13 protein-coding genes and 1 pseudogene are annotated in these 18645 nt (G+C 64.6%); 5 read left to right on the plus strand and 9 right to left on the minus strand.

Translation table 11 applies throughout. The features are described 5' to 3' along the window. The first annotated feature begins 60 nt into the window (after nt 1-60). Nucleotides 61-989: pseudogene (locus tag YH3_RS02980) on the plus strand (DMT family transporter). Here the strand turns inward: YH3_RS02980 and YH3_RS02985 are convergent. The 3 genes from YH3_RS02985 to YH3_RS02995 all read right to left on the minus strand — a co-directional run bounded on the left by YH3_RS02985 (nt 986) and on the right by YH3_RS02995 (nt 7968). Then, the gene (locus YH3_RS02985; RefSeq protein ID WP_064442967.1) at nt 986-4288 is read right to left on the minus strand and encodes an arabinosyltransferase domain-containing protein; all 3303 of its coding nucleotides are present in this window, start codon (nt 4286-4288) and stop codon (nt 986-988) included. The pseudogene YH3_RS02980 and the gene YH3_RS02985 overlap by 4 nt on opposite strands. Nucleotides 4289-4361: 73 nt before the next feature. Then, a complete protein-coding gene (locus tag YH3_RS02990) occupies nt 4362-7616 on the minus strand; it encodes an arabinosyltransferase domain-containing protein (protein ID WP_064442968.1) in 3255 nt (1084 codons plus the stop codon). A gap of 82 nt (nt 7617-7698) precedes the next feature. Further along, entirely contained in the window at nt 7699-7968 is a 270-nt protein-coding gene (locus tag YH3_RS02995; protein ID WP_003943854.1) for a helix-turn-helix domain-containing protein, read from the minus strand. A 49-nt stretch (nt 7969-8017) separates the two neighbouring features. Here YH3_RS02995 and map point away from each other — a divergent pair, with 49 nt between their 5' ends. Further along, nucleotides 8018-8782, plus strand: coding sequence for a type I methionyl aminopeptidase (gene map / locus YH3_RS03000; RefSeq protein ID WP_030535815.1), 765 nt, complete (start codon nt 8018-8020; stop codon nt 8780-8782). Between the two features lie 9 nt (nt 8783-8791). Here map and YH3_RS03005 read toward each other — a convergent pair whose 3' ends face one another. Beyond that, entirely contained in the window at nt 8792-10624 is a 1833-nt protein-coding gene (locus tag YH3_RS03005; RefSeq protein ID WP_003943849.1) for a hypothetical protein, read from the minus strand. A gap of 316 nt (nt 10625-10940) precedes the next feature. Here YH3_RS03005 and YH3_RS03010 point away from each other — a divergent pair, with 316 nt between their 5' ends. Then, nucleotides 10941-11630 carry an MspA family porin gene (locus YH3_RS03010; protein WP_037126068.1) on the plus strand — a complete coding sequence of 230 codons (690 nt, stop codon included), beginning with the start codon at nt 10941-10943 and terminating at the stop codon, nt 11628-11630. A gap of 21 nt (nt 11631-11651) precedes the next feature. Here the strand turns inward: YH3_RS03010 and YH3_RS03015 are convergent, their stop codons facing one another. From YH3_RS03015 to YH3_RS03035, 5 genes are all read right to left on the minus strand, one after another. Continuing rightward, a complete protein-coding gene (locus tag YH3_RS03015; protein ID WP_202022615.1) occupies nt 11652-12284 on the minus strand; it encodes a hypothetical protein in 633 nt (210 codons plus the stop codon). A 99-nt stretch (nt 12285-12383) separates the two neighbouring features. Continuing rightward, nucleotides 12384-12992 carry a TetR/AcrR family transcriptional regulator gene (locus tag YH3_RS03020; RefSeq protein WP_003943927.1) on the minus strand — a complete coding sequence of 203 codons (609 nt, stop codon included), beginning with the start codon at nt 12990-12992 and terminating at the stop codon, nt 12384-12386. 73 nt (nt 12993-13065) lie between these two features. Then, on the minus strand, nt 13066-14919 hold the full coding sequence (locus YH3_RS03025) for a galactan 5-O-arabinofuranosyltransferase (RefSeq protein WP_064443460.1): 1854 nt from the start codon (nt 14917-14919) through the stop codon (nt 13066-13068). Between the two features lie 90 nt (nt 14920-15009). Then, a complete protein-coding gene (locus tag YH3_RS03030) occupies nt 15010-15771 on the minus strand; it encodes a decaprenylphospho-beta-D-erythro-pentofuranosid-2-ulose 2-reductase (protein ID WP_007731800.1) in 762 nt (253 codons plus the stop codon). Next, on the minus strand, nt 15768-17201 hold the full coding sequence (locus YH3_RS03035; protein WP_064073587.1) for an FAD-binding oxidoreductase: 1434 nt from the start codon (nt 17199-17201) through the stop codon (nt 15768-15770). Before YH3_RS03035 ends, YH3_RS03030 begins: the two co-directional genes overlap by 4 nt. A gap of 63 nt (nt 17202-17264) precedes the next feature. On the opposite strand from YH3_RS03035, the gene YH3_RS03040 reads away from it, so the two are divergent. Further along, complete coding sequence (locus tag YH3_RS03040) at nt 17265-17738, plus strand: GtrA family protein (RefSeq protein ID WP_074447111.1); 474 nt, start codon at nt 17265-17267, stop codon at nt 17736-17738. A gap of 54 nt (nt 17739-17792) precedes the next feature. After that, a partial coding sequence (locus YH3_RS03045; RefSeq protein ID WP_064442969.1) for a PIN domain-containing protein occupies nt 17793-18645 on the plus strand: 853 nt, incomplete at its 3' end.

The raw sequence follows: 18645 nt of genomic DNA on the forward strand, positions 1-18645 counted from the left end.
CCGAATATACGGTCTGAACATTTGCTTGTGCTGAATAGTTAGCGGCAGGAACATTGTCGAGTGACCACTCTGACCTCCGCGACCGCGCAGACACCGACACCCACCCGAACTCCTCGGGGGCGCATCGACCCTCGATTGCTCGTCGTCGGAGGCGCAGCCGCGATCTCGATCAGTTCGCTCCTCATCAAGTTGGCTGATGTCGGGCCCTCGACGGCCGTCTTCTTCCGTTGCTTCCTGGCCCTGCCGCCGCTGTTGTGGTTGGCGTGGCGGGGGGGCCGCCCGGGGGGGGTCTGCAGGTGCTCGGCGGTCTGCTGCTCGGACTGGATTTCGCGTTGTGGTCGCAGTCGATTCTGATGATCGGCGCGGGGATGGCGAGCGTCGTCGTGAACGTGCAGGTGGTCGTGGTGCCCGCACTGTCCTGGTTGGTGTTCGGCCATCGGGTGCCGATGCGGTTCGTCTTCGCCCTGCCGTTCATGTTCACGGGAATCGCCTTGGCGGGCGGCGTGTTCGGGGGTGGGGGAACCGGCGACGACTTGCTGTGGGGAACGGCGCTCTCGCTCGTCTCCGGAATCGCCTACGGCGGCTACATCTTCGTGGTCGGCCGGACGGGCGAGGCGGATCGGGCAGCGAGCCAGGTGTTGATCTCGACGACGTCCGCGGGCATCGCCGGGTCCGTCATCGGATCACTGTGGGGCCGGATCGATTTCGTCCCGGGCTGGGAAGCCTTCGGCTGGCTCGCGGCAATGGCGCTGGTCGGCCAGGTGTTCGGCTGGATGCTGATGGGGCACTCGCTCCCTCGGCTTCCCGCCGAGGTGGGCGCGACGCTCCTGCTCATGCAACCGGTACTCGCCGTACTGCTGGCGGTTGTGCTGCTCGGCGAACGGCCCGGTATCGGGCAACTACTCGGGTGCGTCGTCGTTGTCGGAGCGGTCTCGGCCGTCTCCGTACGTCGCACCCGAGCAGTCACCCGAGTAGGTAGCGCAGGCTAGTGCACTCGCATCTCGCCGGGCATCCACATGCCCGAGCGGGTTGCGGTGCCCGTCTCCACCTCTGCCGGAACCGCATTGGGGAAGTACCGGTCGTACCGCTCGAGTGATCCCCAGTCCCGCGCCCAGTCGTCCTTCAGATATGTAGGAACCGTCGTCGCACCGGCAAGAACCTCGGTGAATCCGAGCGGGCCACCGTTGTCCGCGGACTGCCAGGTGTCGGTGGAACTGACCGCAAGAGGACGGTCCGGGAGGATGCGGAAGTTCGGCATCTCGGCCACGCCGTTCTGATGTGTGAACGGACGTTGGCACGGGAACTGAAGGCCGACAGCCCAGTCCAGGAGGACCGGCTGCTCGTTGCCGATGTACGAGTTCAGGGACTCGAGCTTGGGCACGCGCGGCGGCGTGAATGCCATCCACTGATCGCCCGTGAGGTTGGGATCGAACGCGACCACCCGAACGGCGTCGGCGTCCGGCGCGAGTTCGTGGATCGGGATACGGACGTTGCGCCACGACGGCGCGGGTCCGATGTCTCGCGGCATGTACGAACCCTGAACCTGCACGGTCCCGTCGGGCTGAGTCTTGCCGTACTCGACCAGAAGTGACTGGCCGTACGTGATCGCACCGGTGTTGTCGACGGACCACACACGCCCGGCGACGGACATGACCACCAGCGGTGATTCTTCACTGCGAGTGGGCAATCCGTACCAACTCGAGATGAGGGAAGCAGGTTCCTGCACACCGGGCTGATAGCTGCCCATGACCGGTGTCTTCGACGGATCGAGGCCGAAGGGGAGCTTGGCCGTGCTGCCGTTGACGCCGACGTTGCCGGTGCCGCCGCTGGTTCCGGCGCCGGAACCGGTGGCGAAGGTGGGACCGACACTCTGGCTGTCGGTATTGCCCATGCCCTGCTTGACTTCGATGTAATCCGCAGTCAGATCGCTGGGAACCCCATTGGGGGAGAAGCCCTTCGAATCAACTCCGGACAACGGATCCTCGGCGTTGAATCCGGGAGCGGTCAGAGGCCGCAGATTCCCGGAATTGACGTCGGTCTCGACCAGAACGTCCTCGGCCATGCCGCAGGTCTTGCCCGCGAGTGCCTCGATGTTGCTTCGGCCCAGCGAGTACGCCGGGTACTGCGACACTGCGCCCTTGAGTAGCGAGAGCACCTCGAACAGGACCATCAGACCGGCAATCACGGTGAGGGGAGCGGCCGCGAATTTGCGAATTCGTCTGCCCTTGGCCGTGTTCGGCTTCTCGGGCGGGGCGGCAAATCCCTCACGCAGGTACTGCCAGGCGGCAAAGGCCAAGGCGAGAGCAAAGAGCGCGAGGAACAGGGTGTTGGATTCACGGCCGTCGTAGGAGATGGTCTTGTCGAACCACGGCACGCCGTAACTCGAGACGTACCAGTAGCCGTTGATGCCGGCGAACGTCAACGCGAGCATCAGGAGCAGTCCGGCCACGAACACCGATCGGTTACGACGCGAGCGCAGGGCGGACGCGGACACGGCCACGGCGGTCAGCGCGGCGAGAGAACCGGCGATGCCCGCGTACGCACCGAAGTGGTGAGTCCACTTGGTGGGGTTGAACATCATCAGGAACATCGTGCCGAAGACGACGCCGACCAGGCGCCACGACGGACCGGTTGCCGCACCGGGGACGCGGCCGCGGCGCAACAACACGAAGAGCGTCGTGAAGAGGCACAGGATCATCGTCAAGAACGCGAAGCGTCGGGCAACCGAGCCGTCGACTGTCTGGACGAAGAGGTAGTAGTAGCGCAGGAAGTCCTGGTACCACTCGAGATTGGGGCCGATGATCGTTCGGACGCGCGTGGCTTCCATGACACCGGCAAAGGTCTGGTCGGCGAAGATGACCACCAGCACGATGGTTCCGGCAGCGGCGATCGGAGCGAGAAGCGGCAGTGTGCCGACCAGTCGGTGACGTTTGACGACGATGCGTACCAACGGGCGCACACCGGCGAGAAGGGCTGCGATACACATCAATCCGGTGGGTGCGGCGGCAAGAGTGAAGGCGCCGATCAAGATTGCCGTGGCCGCGGGCAGCAGACGTCCGGTCGCGATGGCGCGCTCGATGGAGCACCAGGTGAGCAGTGCGCCGAGAGCCACGATGGGTTCGGGGCGAAGACCGTTGTTGTACGCCAGCCAGAAGGACAGGAACACCAGCCCGCCGGTCCAGAGGGCGACGTTGCTCCGGCGAACCGCCCGGCCGAGACGCGGGACGACCTCGCGGCTGATGACCATCCAGCACAGGATTCCGGCGAGCAGAGCGGGCAGACGCATGAACGGGCTCGCGGTCGAGATCTTCGCCATCACGGCCAGCACTTCGTAATACCAACCGAACGGCGCCTCGGGAACGCCGAACCAACGGAAGTAGTTGGCCATGTATCCCGCGTCCGGTGAGACTCGGGCCATGGTGAGGAGGTAGCCGTCGTCGGCGGTGTTCGCGCCGATGAAGTGCCACACGACGAGCGTGCCGACCACCACTCCGTCGATACCGGAGAACTTCCACCAGCGTGCGGGCAGGAAGCGTCGGTGCTTGCGGCCGTCGGTGCCGTCGAGGCGAGCCAGGGCGACCAGCGCGACGATGGTCGAGAGGACGGCCACGATCATCGCGACCAGCTTCAAGACGCTCGGGCTCGACGAGAAACGTGAGTCGATCGTCATCGAGAAGCCGAGGCCCTCGGGGGCAGCGCCGTCGGGCAGGTCGCTGAAGACGCCGACCACCTGCGGGCGGAAGTCACCGTCGAGTTGGCCACGAATCGGGTTGCCGTCGGGATAGGTCAGTCCGACGAACTCTGCCGTGGTTCGGTTGACGTCAGAGCTGAACGCGATGGCGCCACAGCGACTGGACTCGACGTCCTCGCGTGCCGCCGAAGCGACGACGACGTTGCGATCGAGCACGTCGACGCTCGTCGCGGACACCCGGACGAACATCGACGACAGTGCCGCGCCGTCGCCCTGTGCAGGTGCCGTCGACAGCAGGATGCCGCCGCCCTCCGGCAACGAGCTGACCGCGGTACAGGGGATCGATGCGTTGACGTCGATGGGAACCTGCGCCATCAGCGGTGCCTCGACGTCGCCGATCACGCCGTTCTGCGGCCAGTTGACCGAAGCCGTCGTCTGCACGACGGGAAGCAGCGGAGTTGCCAGTGCGAGCACGAAGCCGAGCAAGCCGGCGATGATCGCGACCCATCGCGTGCGATGGAAACGCTCGCGGGCATCCTGACTAGCAGGAGGCGGCGAACTCGAAGTCTGAGGTGAAGCTGTCACGGCGTCGGGCACGGCTACCGATGGTATGTCAGGGCTGAGCGTGGACCTACCGTGCCCAGGTGGTTGGTAGGTCCACGCGTAACAGTTACGACTGGTAACGAATCGGGCCCGGTGTCCAGGTGCCCGATCGGGTCTCGGTGGTGACGTTCATTTGCGCGGGAACCGCGTCCGAATCGAGCGGTGTGTACTGCTCGAGCGATCCCCAGTCACGATCCCAGTCGTTGTCCAGATAGGTCGGCAATGCCCTGGCCGAGAGCAGTTCGGTAGTCCAGCCGAGCGGTCCGCCGCCGTAGTGGTCCTGCCAGGCGTTGGTGGACTCCGCGCCGATGCGGTCGGGCAGGATGCGCCAGTCCGGGATCTCGGCGACGCCGTACAGGTGATCCACCGGACGTTGGCACGGGAAGGCCAGACCGACAGCCCAGTCCATCAGCACGGGATCGGTGGATCCGACGACGTCCTGCAGCGTGCGCATGGTCGGCACTCGTGGCGGTGTGACCGCCAGCCACTGGTCGGCGCTGATGTCGGTGTCACTGGCCACCAGACGCACGGTGTCGGCGTCTGCGGGCAGCTGATCCATCGGAACGCGCAGGTTGCGCCACGACGGCGACGGGCCGATGTCGATCGGATCGACACGTCCCAGTGCGTCGACGCTCCCGTCGGCCTGCTTCTTGCCGTACTCGACCTGCAGCACTGCGCCGGGGGTGACGATGCCGTCGGAGTTGACGTAGCGGATGCGTCCGGCGGCCGCGACGGTCAGGAGCGGTGCGGCGTCGTTGCGCTCGGGGAGTGAATACCAACCGGTGGTCAGTGACGCGTTCTGAGGTGCTCCGTAACTACCGAGCACCGGGGTTTTTGCGGGGTCGAGCCCGAACGGGAGCGCGACGTTGCTGCCGTTGACGCCGGCCGTCGACTGCGAGCCACCGGCGGTGCCGGATCCGGTTCCCGGCGTGGTGGTGCCGGACTGCGAGGTCGAGGTGTCGAGGCTGTTTGCACTGCCTGCCGTCGAGTCTTCTGCGTCGGCCGTGAGGTCGCCTGCAACCCCGTCCGGCGAGAACCCGGTTGATTCGCTCGCACCGAATGCACCCGCGCCGGCGAGATCGGTGGGCCGATCCGTCAATTGCAGAACGCCGGCGTTCGGATCGGACTCGACGAGTACCTCACCCGCGAGACCGCAGCTTCCGCCGAAGACGGATTCGATGTTGGACTTGCCGATCGAATACGCGGGGTACTGCGCGACCGCGCCCTTGAGCAGGGACAGCACCTCGAACAGCACGACCGCTCCGGCCGCGATGGTCAACGGTGACGGGGCGAGAAGGCGGAGTCGCCTGGTCTTCTTGACGCTGTCCTCTGTGTCGTTTCGCCGGCGCGGCTCCATGACGTGGTACCACGCGGCCAGCAGCAGCGCGAGAATCGTGAGGCCGAGGAAGGCCGTCGAGAATCCCTTGCCGGCGATTGACGGCGGCTTGTCCCACCACGGGACGCCGTAACTCGAGACGTACCACCAGCCGTTGGAGCTCGTGAACGCCACAGCGAGGATGAACAGGATGCCCGCGGCGAACAGCGCGCGGTTTCGTTTGGAACGCATGCTCGACGCACTCACACCGACGGCGGCGAGGACGGCCACCGTGGCGGCCAGACCGGCGTACACACCGAAGTGGTGAGTCCACTTGGTGGGGGTGAACTGCATCAGGAGCAGCGACGCGAACACGATGCCGAGGATTCGGCGGGAGGGCCCGATAGCGGTGCCCGGGATCCGGCCCTTGCGCAGGATCATCATGACGCAGAAGACGAGTCCGACGAGCATGACGAACATGCCGAAGCGGCGTGCGAGTGAGCCGTCGGGGGAGATGGTCATCAGTGCGTCCCAACGCAACCGTTCCTCGAACCACGGAACGTTCGGCCCGACGGCCGTTCGCACTCTGGTCGATTCGAGAACTGTCGCGAGGGTTTGATCTGCGAAGACCGCGACGAGCACCACGGTTCCGGCGGCGAGAATCGGCATGATCTGGGACAGGAAGCCGACGCGCTTGCCGCGGGCGATCAGGATCTGCAGGATCGGCCGGGCGCCGGCGATCAACGCGCCGATCGCGATCAGCCCGGAAGGCCCGGCGGCCAACGAGAATGCGGCGATCAGCACGGCCATCGCGGCGGGCAACAGACGTCCGGTAGCGATGGCGCGTTCGATGGAGCACCACGTGAGCAGAGCGCCGAGGGCGATGATGGGCTCGGGGCGCAGGCCGTTGTTGTACGGCAACCAGAAGGCGAGGAACACGAGCCCGCCGGTCCAGATGGCAACCTTGTTGCGGCGCACCGCAACACCGAGTCGCGGGATCACCTCGCGGCTGATCACCATCCAACTCAGAATGCCGGCGATCAGCGCGGGCAGGCGCATCCACATGCTCGCGGTGCTGACCTTCGCGAACAGCGCCAGCACGTCGTAGTACCAACCGAACGGCGCTTCGGGGACGCCGAACCAACGGAAGTAATTGGCCATGTACCCGGAGTGCTCCGAGACTCGGGCCATGCCGAGCAGGTAACCGTCGTCGGAAGTGTTGGCGCCGAACACATGCCACAGCGCCAGCGTGCCGATAACCAGGGCGTCGATGCCGGTGAACTTCCACCATCGCGCCGGCAGGAACCGCCGCGCACGACGGCCGTCGACGCCGTCGATCCGGTGCAGTGCGTACAGCGAGACGATGGTCGAGAGTGCCGCCACGATCATCGCGAACAGTTTGAGAAGTGTGGGGCTGGACGAGAACCGCGAGTCGACGTCCATGTGGGCGGACAGTCCGGCGGGCGCTGCGCCCTGCAGGTCGGTGAAGATGCCGACAACCTGTGGGCGGTAGTCACCGGTCAGGGTGGTGCCGACGCCGTCGATTCCGGTGACCGCCGCGACGGTCTGCTCGGAGTTGGTCGTGATGGTGATCGCCGTGCACCCGCTCAGTTGATCGAGCGGGGTCGAGATCAATACCGAATCGCGGGTGAGTGCTTCGAGGCGGTCGGCAGTGGTGCGGACGGTGAGGCCGCGGGCGTTTCGGTCCGGCGCCCCGTTCGGCATGGTCGAGAGCAGTGTGCCGCCGCTGCCGCCCAACTGGCCGAGAGTGGAACAGGGGATGCTGATGTCGAGCGATGTGGGCGAGTAGGAGATAAGCGGCGACGAAACGCTGTTGACGGTCCCACCCTGCGGCCAGTCGATGCTCGCGGCTTCCTGCTTGACGGGCAGGAAGGGCGTAGCGAGTGCAAGAAGCAGGCCAAGAAGGCCGGTGACTATCGCGATGAGTCGTGCCGTCCGGACTCTCTGGGAATCCGATTCTCGGGGAGCTTCGGGGCCAGTGGGCACGGGTTTCGGGGGCACTACTACTTCAGACGGCACAAGGAACGATGTTAGGCGAGTGCGGGCCCGCACATCCTGAGAGAACTACTCAGGATGCAACTTCCTGTTCGGATTGTGGTGTTTCAAGTGTTCGGGCGATGGTGTCGAGTGAAATACCCAACACTTCCGCGACCGCGCTGATGGTGAAGAAGGCGGGTGTCGCGATGCGGCCGGTTTCGATCTTGCGCAGAGTTTCGACCGAGATGCCGGCGTCGAGCGCTACCTGAACCATGCTTCGGTCCCCCCGCGCCGATCGCAGGAGTTCACCCAGTCGTAGTCCTCGTTCGAGTTCTTCCGCCGTCAGCGGCACGCGCACCATGTGCTTATAGTAATACCGGTATAGTTATTCGACAAGGAAGGTGTTCGAAATGGTCGAAATCAAGACCGCAGGGGAAATCGACGCGATGGCGGCGGCTGGGAGAATCACGGCGCAGGCTCTGGCTGCGGCGCGTGAGGCGGCAAGCGTCGGGGTGACGTTGCTCGAATTGGACGCCGTTGCCGCGGAGGTTATTTCGGCGGCCGGCGCCTCGGCGCTGTTCTTGAACTACCGGCCGGCAACGGCATCGACGCCGTTCCCAGGCGCCATCTGTGCGAGTGTGAACGATGCTGTGGTGCACGGTATCCCGAATGAGTACCGGCTTCGCGACGGTGACCTGGTCAGCATCGACTGCGGCGCGAGACTCGACGGCTGGTGCGGCGACTCCGCCATCAGCTTCACTGTCGGGCGGGGGAGTAGTGAGGATCAGGCACTGATCGACGCGACCGATGAGGCACTTGCCCGTGGCATTGCCGCTGCCCAGCCCGGAAACCGATTGGGCGACATCGGTGCCGCGATCGGACAGTACGCGCGTGGCCGCGGGTACGGCATGCTGGCCGATCACGGTGGGCACGGCATCGGCCGCGAGATGCACGAAGGCCCGGACGTGCCCAACGAAGGTCGAGCAGGCAAAGGCTTCCGGCTGCGTCCCGGCCTGGTCATCGCCATCGAACCGATGCTCATCGCCGACGGAACCGACGACTACCGGCACGACGCCGACGGGTGGACCCTTCGCACCGTTTCGGGCGCCCGGGCTGCGCACAGTGAGCACACGGTCGCGATCACCGAAGACGGTCCGGTGATCATGACCCGCTGATCAACCCGCTCAGCTCTGGTTGGAGGTCTTGCCGCTCACGAGGTCTCGTACGTCCCACACCCACACGTCGTCGACGCGCTTGGCGTCGAAGCCGACCAGCTCGTCGACCGTGTGGCGCAGGGCGTCGTCGCCGGAGAATCGGGGAAGCACCAGTACGTCGGCGTGCCAGTACCGCAGGTCGGTCAGTGCGTTCGCTCTGGTGCCCACGTCGATCAACGGGACCTTGCCGGTTTGTTTGGCATTGACCAGCAGGGTCGAGGTGGGCCGGGACTCGGCGCCGTAGATTCCGGCGCGGGTCTTCGAATCCGGGCCGACGAAGTACCCGCCGGCGATGGGGAAGCCGAAGTCGGCGTCGACCTGCCAGCTCAGTGCGCGGGCGTCTTCGGCGCTCGCGACGGGAACCGTCACCAGGGTGCCGTCGCTGACGTAGTTCTCCCACGAGCCGCTGGTGATGAATTCGGGCGTCGCAGATCGCTGATCGGCGTCGATGGGGGTCGGGATCAGGGGAATCATCGCGACGGCGAGAGCCACCAGCCAGACACCGGCTGCCGTGCGGCGCGGTCCACGAAGTTCGACAAAAGCGCGGTAGGTGCCGAGGGTGAGCAGCAGCCCGATCGCCGGAATCGCGCCCATCGCGAATCGGGATTCGAGCACCGATTCGAACAACGGCAGGTCGGCGAGGAGTTTCCACGGCAGAGTGATGCCGGTCTTGTCACCGTCGATGGTCAGTTCGGAACCGAGTGAGAGCACACCCATGACCACGATCACGGCGGCAGCCGCGCGGGTCAGGCGGATGCGCCACAGCCACACCGTTGCACCGAGAAGCAGGAGCACCAGCGGCCATCCGAAGTACGCGTTCTCCTCGGTCGGGTTCATTCGGAACTCCGCGCCCTCGGGGTCGCCCGCAACCGATTCGGTCGGGAACGTGGTGAGTGCAGCGGTGTCGTTGCCGGCCTGACCGTGTGAGACGCCGTCGTAGCTCGCTGGGCCGAAGAACTGCGACCACAGCGGCACCGCGGTGATCAGGAGTGTGACCGCGCCGCCGATCACGAGGCCGGGCATCGCGCGCTTGATCGCCTGGCGCGACTTGGCCAGGCCGGGCAGTGCATAGGCGGCGCCGAACACCATGGCTGACATCGTGAAGATGAGGAGCGGTTCTTCGCCGAGGAAGATCTGCCAGGCGACGAGTAGGCCGAGGACGACACCGTCGCGAACCGGACGCTTGCCGTTCGAAATGCGCACTACCTGCAAGAATATGAACGGAAGTACGAAGAACGCGACGAAGTTCGGGTGGCCGTTGGCATGCGAGATCATGGCGGGCGCAAATCCGCAGAACCCCGCTCCGACGGCGGCGGCGATCTTGGAGCGGACCGAGACGCCGGTCAGCACGTGCCGCGAGAATGCCCAGTACCAGGCGATAGCGGTGCCGCCGAGGCCGGCAGTCAGTCCGATCGCATACGTGGCTGTCGGTCCGAAGATCAACGTGATCGGGGCCAGCGGGATGCTGATCCCGAACATGGCGGTATTGGCCATCAGGTTCACGCCGAGCGGGTAATTCTGCAGGTCACTGAACAGTGGGCTGCGGAACTGGGCGAGGGCGTGAGCGGTATCGGCGAAGAACCATTCCCACATGGCCTGGTCGCGGCCCGCGTTGAACAGATAGCCGGACTGCAGATCGCTCCACAGGTTGGACATCACGTAGATCGCCGCAACGGTGAACGTCGCCATGATCGCGAGGTCGACCAGACGACCGCGCTGGACGACCGAGCGCCGCACTGCTGAACGGACTCGCCCTGGACGTGCTTCTTCGAGCAGTTGGACGTCGGGCAAGGTCTCGGTCATGCAGTCGGTGCCTTTCGGTTCTGGCGCCCATCCCTGAAGTGGCGATCTCAGAAGTTCGGGGTGGCCTACTTAGGTCTCGATTCGATAACTTCCACTGTCAGAGTAACGAACAAAACGGTTCGCGTCCGCGAGCGGGCGCAGTCAGCGGGACAAATCGGTCCGCCCGACTTGTCCGGAAAGTAATGTTTTCGTGCACCGTTTGACGGGTTCGTGACCGGGGTATCGCAACAAGGATCTTGCTCGCGTTTGTTCAGGCAGCCCCGACGAATCCCATCCTCGACGAAGAGTTGGAACCTACGTCCGGGGCCTATACCGGATGGGATGGTGCTTGTGCATGTCGAAGACAGCAGTTCGTAGTAGCGCAGTAGGAGCAGTGGCCCTGTTGGCCGTTGTCCTGGGGGGTGGGACGGCGTCGGCAGGCGTTGACAACACCAGTTCGATCACCGACGTCAAAGGGAATCGGATAGAAGTCTTCCAGGCTGATACCGCTATCCATGTCTTTCCGCCTCTCGACAGCTCACCGCTGAGTGTCGAGTTCTTCCACGACGGGGTTGCCGGCGTGAAGATCGACGGGCCGGACGCGGCAAGCTTCACCGGAACGAAGCTGACGATCGGTTATCAGATCGGTTACCCGATCGCGTTAACCGGCGCGACGGTCGTTCTCAACAGTCCTGGTCTCGACTGGGCTGTCGAGAGTGGAACCAACCTCGGGATCGGCCTGGTTCCGGACTTCGAACTGGGACTGGACATATCGAACGGGTTCGTCATCGGTGGTGACATCATTCCTTCGCAGGAACTTGACGTCGATCTGGCGCCGGGCGGTATCACCGACGTCGCACTGCTCGAAGATCAGGAGTTCGACGGTCCCGAAGCCGCTGTCCGTCTGTCCGGAGTTCACGGTTATGTACAGGGAGCAATCGGTCCGGTGACCATCAGGCCGTACGCGAAGGCTGTCACGTCGAATGGCGATACCGTCGTCACTTACGGTGTACCGCAGAGGCTTTAGCGAAAGCGGATGCTCCCGCCGTCACGCTGCAACAGCGTGATGGTGGGAGTTTTCCGCGTTCCGTGTGGTCGAATCGGCGCCACGAATCGGCGAAGCGTCTGCCCAGTGGGCACTACGGGAAACACTGACGAGTTTCGCGACCAACCGTGCCGCGATCCACACGAGGTACACGGCGGTGATCAGAAGCAGAAGTGCCCAGTCGTGCGCGAAGAATCCGACTATCCCGCCGATCGTGAACGCGAGGGCGACGAAGACGACCCGTCCGCCCACGTCGGTCTCGACCAGATACTCGGGTTCGATCGGATCGTCGGGTTCACTCGATTCATCGACGTCCTCGGATGACTCGGCCCTGGACTTCTCGTGGTGTTCGGTGGGGATCTCGAGTAGCTCGCCCCATTCGAGCACCGCAACAGTGTGCGCGGTGTCGGTCGGGATCGCGCGGTAGTCGCGGGACTCGGACACGTCGATGAGAGCCCTTGCCAGAGTGAGTACTTCGATGCGATTGCGAATCGCGACGCTCAACACTTCATGGAAAGCCTGTTCGCGCCCGAACGGTTTGCCGCGCGCAATGACCAGAACATGCTCTGCGGAATCGAGAACTGCACGATGCGGTACAAGCTCGCGGCTTTGCGCAACGAGTTCGCTCACTGTCATCACCTACCCCGCCGGTGGTTGATGCGGCCGTTTGCTCGACTGCGCTTGGAGGGGCTGAGTACCCCGGCAGTTTCGGAAACAAACTCGCCGGACAGCGTGTCAGATTTGCGCAGCCGGGGCCGAGAGTGCTCCGAGGCAACTTTCGATCAGGTCGGCAACGATCACGTGAGCACGTTCGCGGCTGTCGACGCGGCCTTCCCACGTGGCAAAAGTGACGACGGTGAGCACGGTCAGAGTTCCTGCCCGAAGTTCGGCGATCTCTGCCGGTAACGAGGACGCAGCGACTATCCGCCGCTGAACTTCGCGGAAACTCTCGGCCTGCATGTGGTCACGGATAGTCGACGACATCGCCGGGTCGAAGATCGACTGCACCAGGAACCGCGCGTACAACGTGCCCTCGCGGTAGATGGTCTGTTCCGCCAACGGCAGGACGAGAGCCTCGACGAGGGCACGCATCGTCGGTGGATTCGCGTCGAGATCGATCGTGTCGAGCAACTCACGACGACGCTCACCGGCAGGTCGCATTCTGGACTCGACGACGGCCGCCAGCAAACCTTCACGTGACCCGAAGTGATACTGCGCAGCCGATTTGTTGGCCTGCCCGGCTTCGGTCTGAACATCACGAAGAGTCAGAGCGGCCAGACCTCGCTCGGCAACCAGACGCTCGGCTGCATCGATCATCGCCGCTCGGGCATCGGTTCGGGGCACGGTATGAAGCTAGGGGTGCGTCGGGGTCGCGTCAACGACCCCGACGGTAAGCCTTTTGTGACGTATCTCCTGGTTAGATTGCGTCAGAGCGGGTAACGACCACAAACGGCCCCTGCTCGGTCACGGTGAAACGAGGATCGTCGAACAGTTCCTTGGGGAACGTGACCGTGTAGCGGCGGACGTTCGGGTCGTTGGGGTAGACGTCCTCTGCCAACCGCAGCGTGTACCCGTCGGCGCCCTGGCGGAAGACGAAGGCGTCGGGGCTGCGCCACGGCGCCGAGTCCAGCGCAGCTATCAGTTCGTCAGGCGTCTTCAGTTCCGACCACTGCTCGATCAGCGCAGCGCGCGCACGGAAATCGGCGAGCGGGTTCGCGTAGTGCGACGTCAGTCCTTGAAAGCCGAAGTACGGGTAGAAGCTCAGGAAGCCGATGTCGGCAGTGAGGACCACCGTGTCATGGGGTTCGCGTCCCAACTGCTCGCGAATGATCCGGTCGATGTCGGCGTAATTGGCTTCGGCACCCGGGGGCCGCTTGTCGCCGCGCTCGCCGTTACCGTCGGTATCGCTGTATGCCACAGCGATATCCGGCGCCAGCACCTGCGGGATGTTCTGCGCGAAAGCGATGGCTCCGATGACACCGAGTGCAACCAGTACCGCTTTGACGCGAGGATTTTCGCTGGTGGCCAGCACGATCCAACCGGCGAACTCGAAGAAACCGAACACACCGGCGGCGGCAAGGAGTCCGATCACGACCGGCTCCAGTCGGAAGCCGAGGAGCGTACTGCCGGCGACGGTGAACGTCATGGACAGCAGTGCCCACAGGTACACGGCAATGACACCGATACCGAGTGCTCGGGCGCGGCGGGAGAACAGGAACCGTGAAATCAGCCAGATCGTGCCGAGTAGGCACAGTCCACCGACGAGGGTGAAGCTCAGCATCGGGAAGGGCAGTACCGCACCGGAATCGGGGAGGTAGTGCATTGCGGTGCCGGACTCTGCGGTGGCACCGGAGAGTGCCTTCAGTAGGTAGGGCGTCCAGACGGTCAGAGCCACCAGGCCGGAGATCACCGCGATCACGGCGAGCCTGACGAGGGGGCCCAGTGCGGCTTTCCACGTGTTCTGGGCGCGTGCGGCAAGTACTGCGGCCACCACTGCCATCAGAGTCACTGCGAACGCGGCGAATCCGAGATAGAGCGTGTAGACCGTTGCGGCGAAACCGAGGAACAGGCCCGTCCCGAGTATTGCGCCGGCTCCGGCAAATCGAGATGCCCCCGGCCGGTCCAATGCACCCCACGCGAGGATCAGCACCGGCGGGATCAGGAGGTTGATGACGGCGCCGTACGCCTCGGGGGAGTTGTACGCCAACACGACGGCAGTGACGGCCAATGCCGCGACGACGGCCCAATCGCGTCGAATCAGCTTGGTCCACAACACGAGTGCAACGACGGCGACGACAGCCAACGAGCCGATCGCGTAGGGCTTGAAGGCTTCCCAGCCGTCCATTCCCAGCAGGTTCGCGACGCGTCCACCGATCCAGAACCAGCCGGCCGGGTAGAACGGCGGCAGATCCACGTACGTCATGTCCTGCAGCGCAGCAGAATCCGTCAGCCGGGTCAGGTACTCGGTCCGGAACTGCTGATCGACCGAGACGCCGTGCAGATACAGACTCGTCGCGGCGAGGGGAAGTCCGAGCGTCGTGGTGACGAAGCCGGAGAGCCCGGCCCACGAGAGGAGTTTTGCGACCCGCTCGGCCTTGCGGGCGCGGAACATCAGAACCGCAACACCGACCACTGCGATGCAGAGCACCTGCAGCACCGTCGTGACTGCCTGCGTGACATTGGAAGAGGTGAACGCCGGCCACTGCACTCGGCCGAAAGCAAAGAGCCCGACAGCGGCTACAACAGCGGCGACCAGCGCTCCGAGGGCCATTTCCACCACCGTCGCCGCGGCATTACGCCACGGCGACGGGGTCGAAAGGTCTGTACTCGGAGCAGTTGTTGTTTCTGGCACGGGAGGAGCTTAAACCGGCAACTTCCGGAAGATCGGGCGCGGCACGTGGCGAAGACCCATCATGACGAAGCGCCACGGGCCGGGAGTCCAGACGATTTCCTTGCCCTTGTCCGAGGCGGCAACAGCGAGCTTCGCGACGATGTCCTTGTTGACCGTCAGCGGAGCTTCCTTGACGTGGGCACTGAACTGCGTGCGCACCATGCCGGGGCGAACGACGGTGACCTGCGGTCCGAATTCCGCGAGAGCCTCGCCGAGTCCGAGGTAGAAACCGTCGAGGCCCGCCTTGGTGGAGCCGTAGACGAAGTTGGCACGCTTGACGCGCTCGCCGGCAACCGACGACATCGCGATGATCTTGCCGAAGCCCTGAGCCTTCATCTTCTCGCCGAGAAGAACACCGACCGAGACGGAAGCGGTGTAGTTGACGTTTGCCACCAGAACGGCCTTGCGCTGGTTCTGCCACAGCTCTTCGGAGTCACCGTCCAGTGCGAAGGCGACGATGGCGACATCGACGTCACCGTTCGAGAACGCCTGGTCGATCACCTTCGGATGCGACTCGAAATCAACGGCGTCGAAGTCGATGAGCTCCACCGAGGTGGCACCCTTCGCTTCGAGCTGCTTGACCGCAGCTTCGCGTCCCGGATCGCCGGGGAGTGCCGCCAGAACGACGCGGAGCGGCGCCTTCTTCAGGTACTCCTCACAGATGGCGAGGCCGATCTCGGAGGTTCCACCGAGAAGCAAAACGGTTTGCGGGTTACCTACAGCGTTGATCACAGTTCCAGCCTTCTGGACATATCGGAGGCGAAAACGCCTGTGGGGTCGTACTTGCGGCGCGTCGCGATCCACTCGTCGATACGCGGGTACATGGCGTGGAAGGTTTCCGCGGACGTCCGCGAGTCCTTGGCCGTGTACAGGCGTCCGCCGAATTCGAGGACACGCTTGTCGAGTTCGGTGACGAACTCGTTCAGGCCCGGCTTGATGCGGAAGTCGACGCAGATGTTCCAGCCCGGGATCGGGAAGCTCAGCGGCGCCTGGTTGCCCTCGCCGAAGAGCTTGAACACGTTGAGGAACGAGTAGTGCCCGCTGCGCTGGATGTCGACGATGATCTTCTTGAACTCGTCGACGGCCTCCGGCGGAACCACGAACTGGTACTGGAGGAATCCGTTGGATCCGTACGCCCGGTTCCACTCACCGAACATGTCGAGCGGGTGGTAGAACTGCGTCAGATTCTGGACCTTGCCGCGGTACTTGCCGGACTTGCGGAACCAGACCTCGCCGATCGCGGTGAAGTTGAACTTGTTGGCCAGCCCGTTGGGGAAGACGTCGGGGAACGTCAGCAACTGCGGTGCGTCGAAGGCGAGCGGGTTCTTCTGCAGCTTGGCCGGAAGCTGGTCGAGCTTCGCCAGAGATCCGCGCGAGACTGCCGCACGACCGAGCTTCGGGGGCGCGGAAATCGCGTCGAACCACGCGCTCGAATACTCGTAGTTGGCCTCACTGCCGTCGCTGTGCAGCGCGATGGTCTCGTCGAGGCTGTTGGTGACGTCGCCGTCGGCGATGAAGTACGCCGTCTCGGTCGGTGTCATCTTGATGGTTGCCCGCAAGATGATGCCCGTCAGGCCCATGCCGCCGATCGTGGCCCAGAACAGTGCGGCCTTCGGGTCGTTGCGCCCGCCCTTGGGGGTGAGCGTGCGAACCTTGCCGTCGGCCGTCAGCAGATCCAACGACACGACGTGGTTGCCGAAGCTGCCCGCGCTGTGGTGGTTCTTGCCGTGGATATCCGAGCCGATGGCGCCGCCGATCGTGACCTGACGAGTACCCGGCAGGACCGGAACCCACAGGCCGAACGGCAGAGCAGCCTTCATCAGCTGATCCAGATTCACGCCGGCGTCGACGTCCACCAGAGCGGTGTCGCGATCGATGCGATGAATGCGGTCGAGTGCATTCATGTCGATGACCAGCCCGCCGGCGTTCTGCGCCGGGTCACCGTACGAGCGGCCGAGGCCGCGCGCGATGACGCCGCGTCGCAGATGCGATGGCTTGGAATCGTTCTGTTCCGCAACCTGGGCGACCGCGTTGGCGATCACTTCCACGTCGGGGGTGGACAGCACCTGTGCGGTGGTGGCGGCGGTGCGTCCCCAACCGGTGAGGGTGCGGGCTTGGGTGTGGAGAGCCGGCTGCGGCGTCTCTTCTGCTGTCGTGGACATCAAGGTAGAGGTTACCTGGGAGTAGTGCCGACGGCTCCGACTCGAGTGGTTACTCTCGTCGTCGTGCCCGAAACACCTGCAAGTCACCAGCACGAACCCCACGTCCCGCTGCCCGTCGAGATTCCTGTCACGACGGACATCGCCGACGACGCGTTGGACCTGAAAACGCAGATCGTCCGGTTCGTCGCGACGGGTGGGCTGTCGGCGGTCGTGGACTACGGGCTGTATGTGCTGCTCCTCGCGTTGGGGTTGCCGCGCGTCGCCGCAAAATCGCTGAGCTTCGTTGCGGGCACCACGACGGCGTACCTCATCAATCGTCGGTGGACGTTCAAGGCCGAGCCTTCTCGCGCCCGCTTCATCGCTGTAGTCGCGCTGTACGCGGTCACTTTTGCGGTTCAGGTCGGACTCAACGAACTGATGGTCCATGTCTTCGACGAGCATTGGTGGCGGACACCGCTGGCCTTCGTCATCGCGCAGGGCACCGCGACGGTCATCAACTTCATCGTTCAGCGGGCAGTGATCTTCAAGATCAAGTAACGGTTCGGGGTGGATTAGCGCATTCGTCCGGTTTCTCGAGAGAGAATCGAGCCCATGATCATCGTTCTCGATTCTTCGGCCCTGACCAGGGGCGCACGGTTCGACACTGCCATCGCCGACGCTCGCGCACTCGGACACCGCGTCGTCGTGCCGCGATTGGTCGTCCTCGAGGTTGCGAGTCGCTACCGCGAGGAATCGGCGGAGATGATCGCGGCCCTGAGCGTCCAGGCGCGCATGTACGACCGACTGGGGTTGCGGCGCGACCTTACGAGGTTCGTCGACGCGGCTCACGACAAGGCCGACGGCTACGTCGACGACGTGATCGAAGACCTCGTGGCGATCGGCGTCGAAGTGGTCGATCCAGTCGACGTTTCGCATCTCGAGGTGGCCGAGAGGGCGATCTCGCTGCGTCGGCCCTATACCGACAAGAAGAAGCGAGACGGATATCCGGCGACGCTGAACTGGCTGACCGTGCTCGATCTCGCCGACCGCAACCCGGGCGTCGACGTCATCTGGGTGAGCTCCGACGCACGGGCATACGGCGACGGCGAAGACGGGGTCTGGCACGGCGATCTCGCGCGTGAGCTGGCGTCGCGCGGTCTGGAGTATCGGGTCCGCTGGGCGTCGGACATCCCGGTGATCGACGGACCGGTGCAGGTGGAGCAAGTGGCGGAGGTCGAGGAAGCCGCTGAGGTCGCGCCCGAGGCCCCGGTTGCTCAGGGCTTCGTGGAGCCGGAAGCGGTGGTTCCAGCCGAGGTTCCCGAACCCGCGGCACCTGCAGCAGCCCCCGCCCCCAAGCCTGTTCAGCGCGCAGCGCGGACGAGAGTTGCGCCGCAGCGCATCGAACCCGCCCCGAAAGCTCAGTCCGGTGGACTGCGCGGTCTGGGCAAGGTCATCGGCGGGGGGG

This window comes from Rhodococcus sp. YH3-3 (assembly GCF_001653035.1).
Classification (GTDB): domain Bacteria; phylum Actinomycetota; class Actinomycetes; order Mycobacteriales; family Mycobacteriaceae; genus Rhodococcus_F; species Rhodococcus_F qingshengii.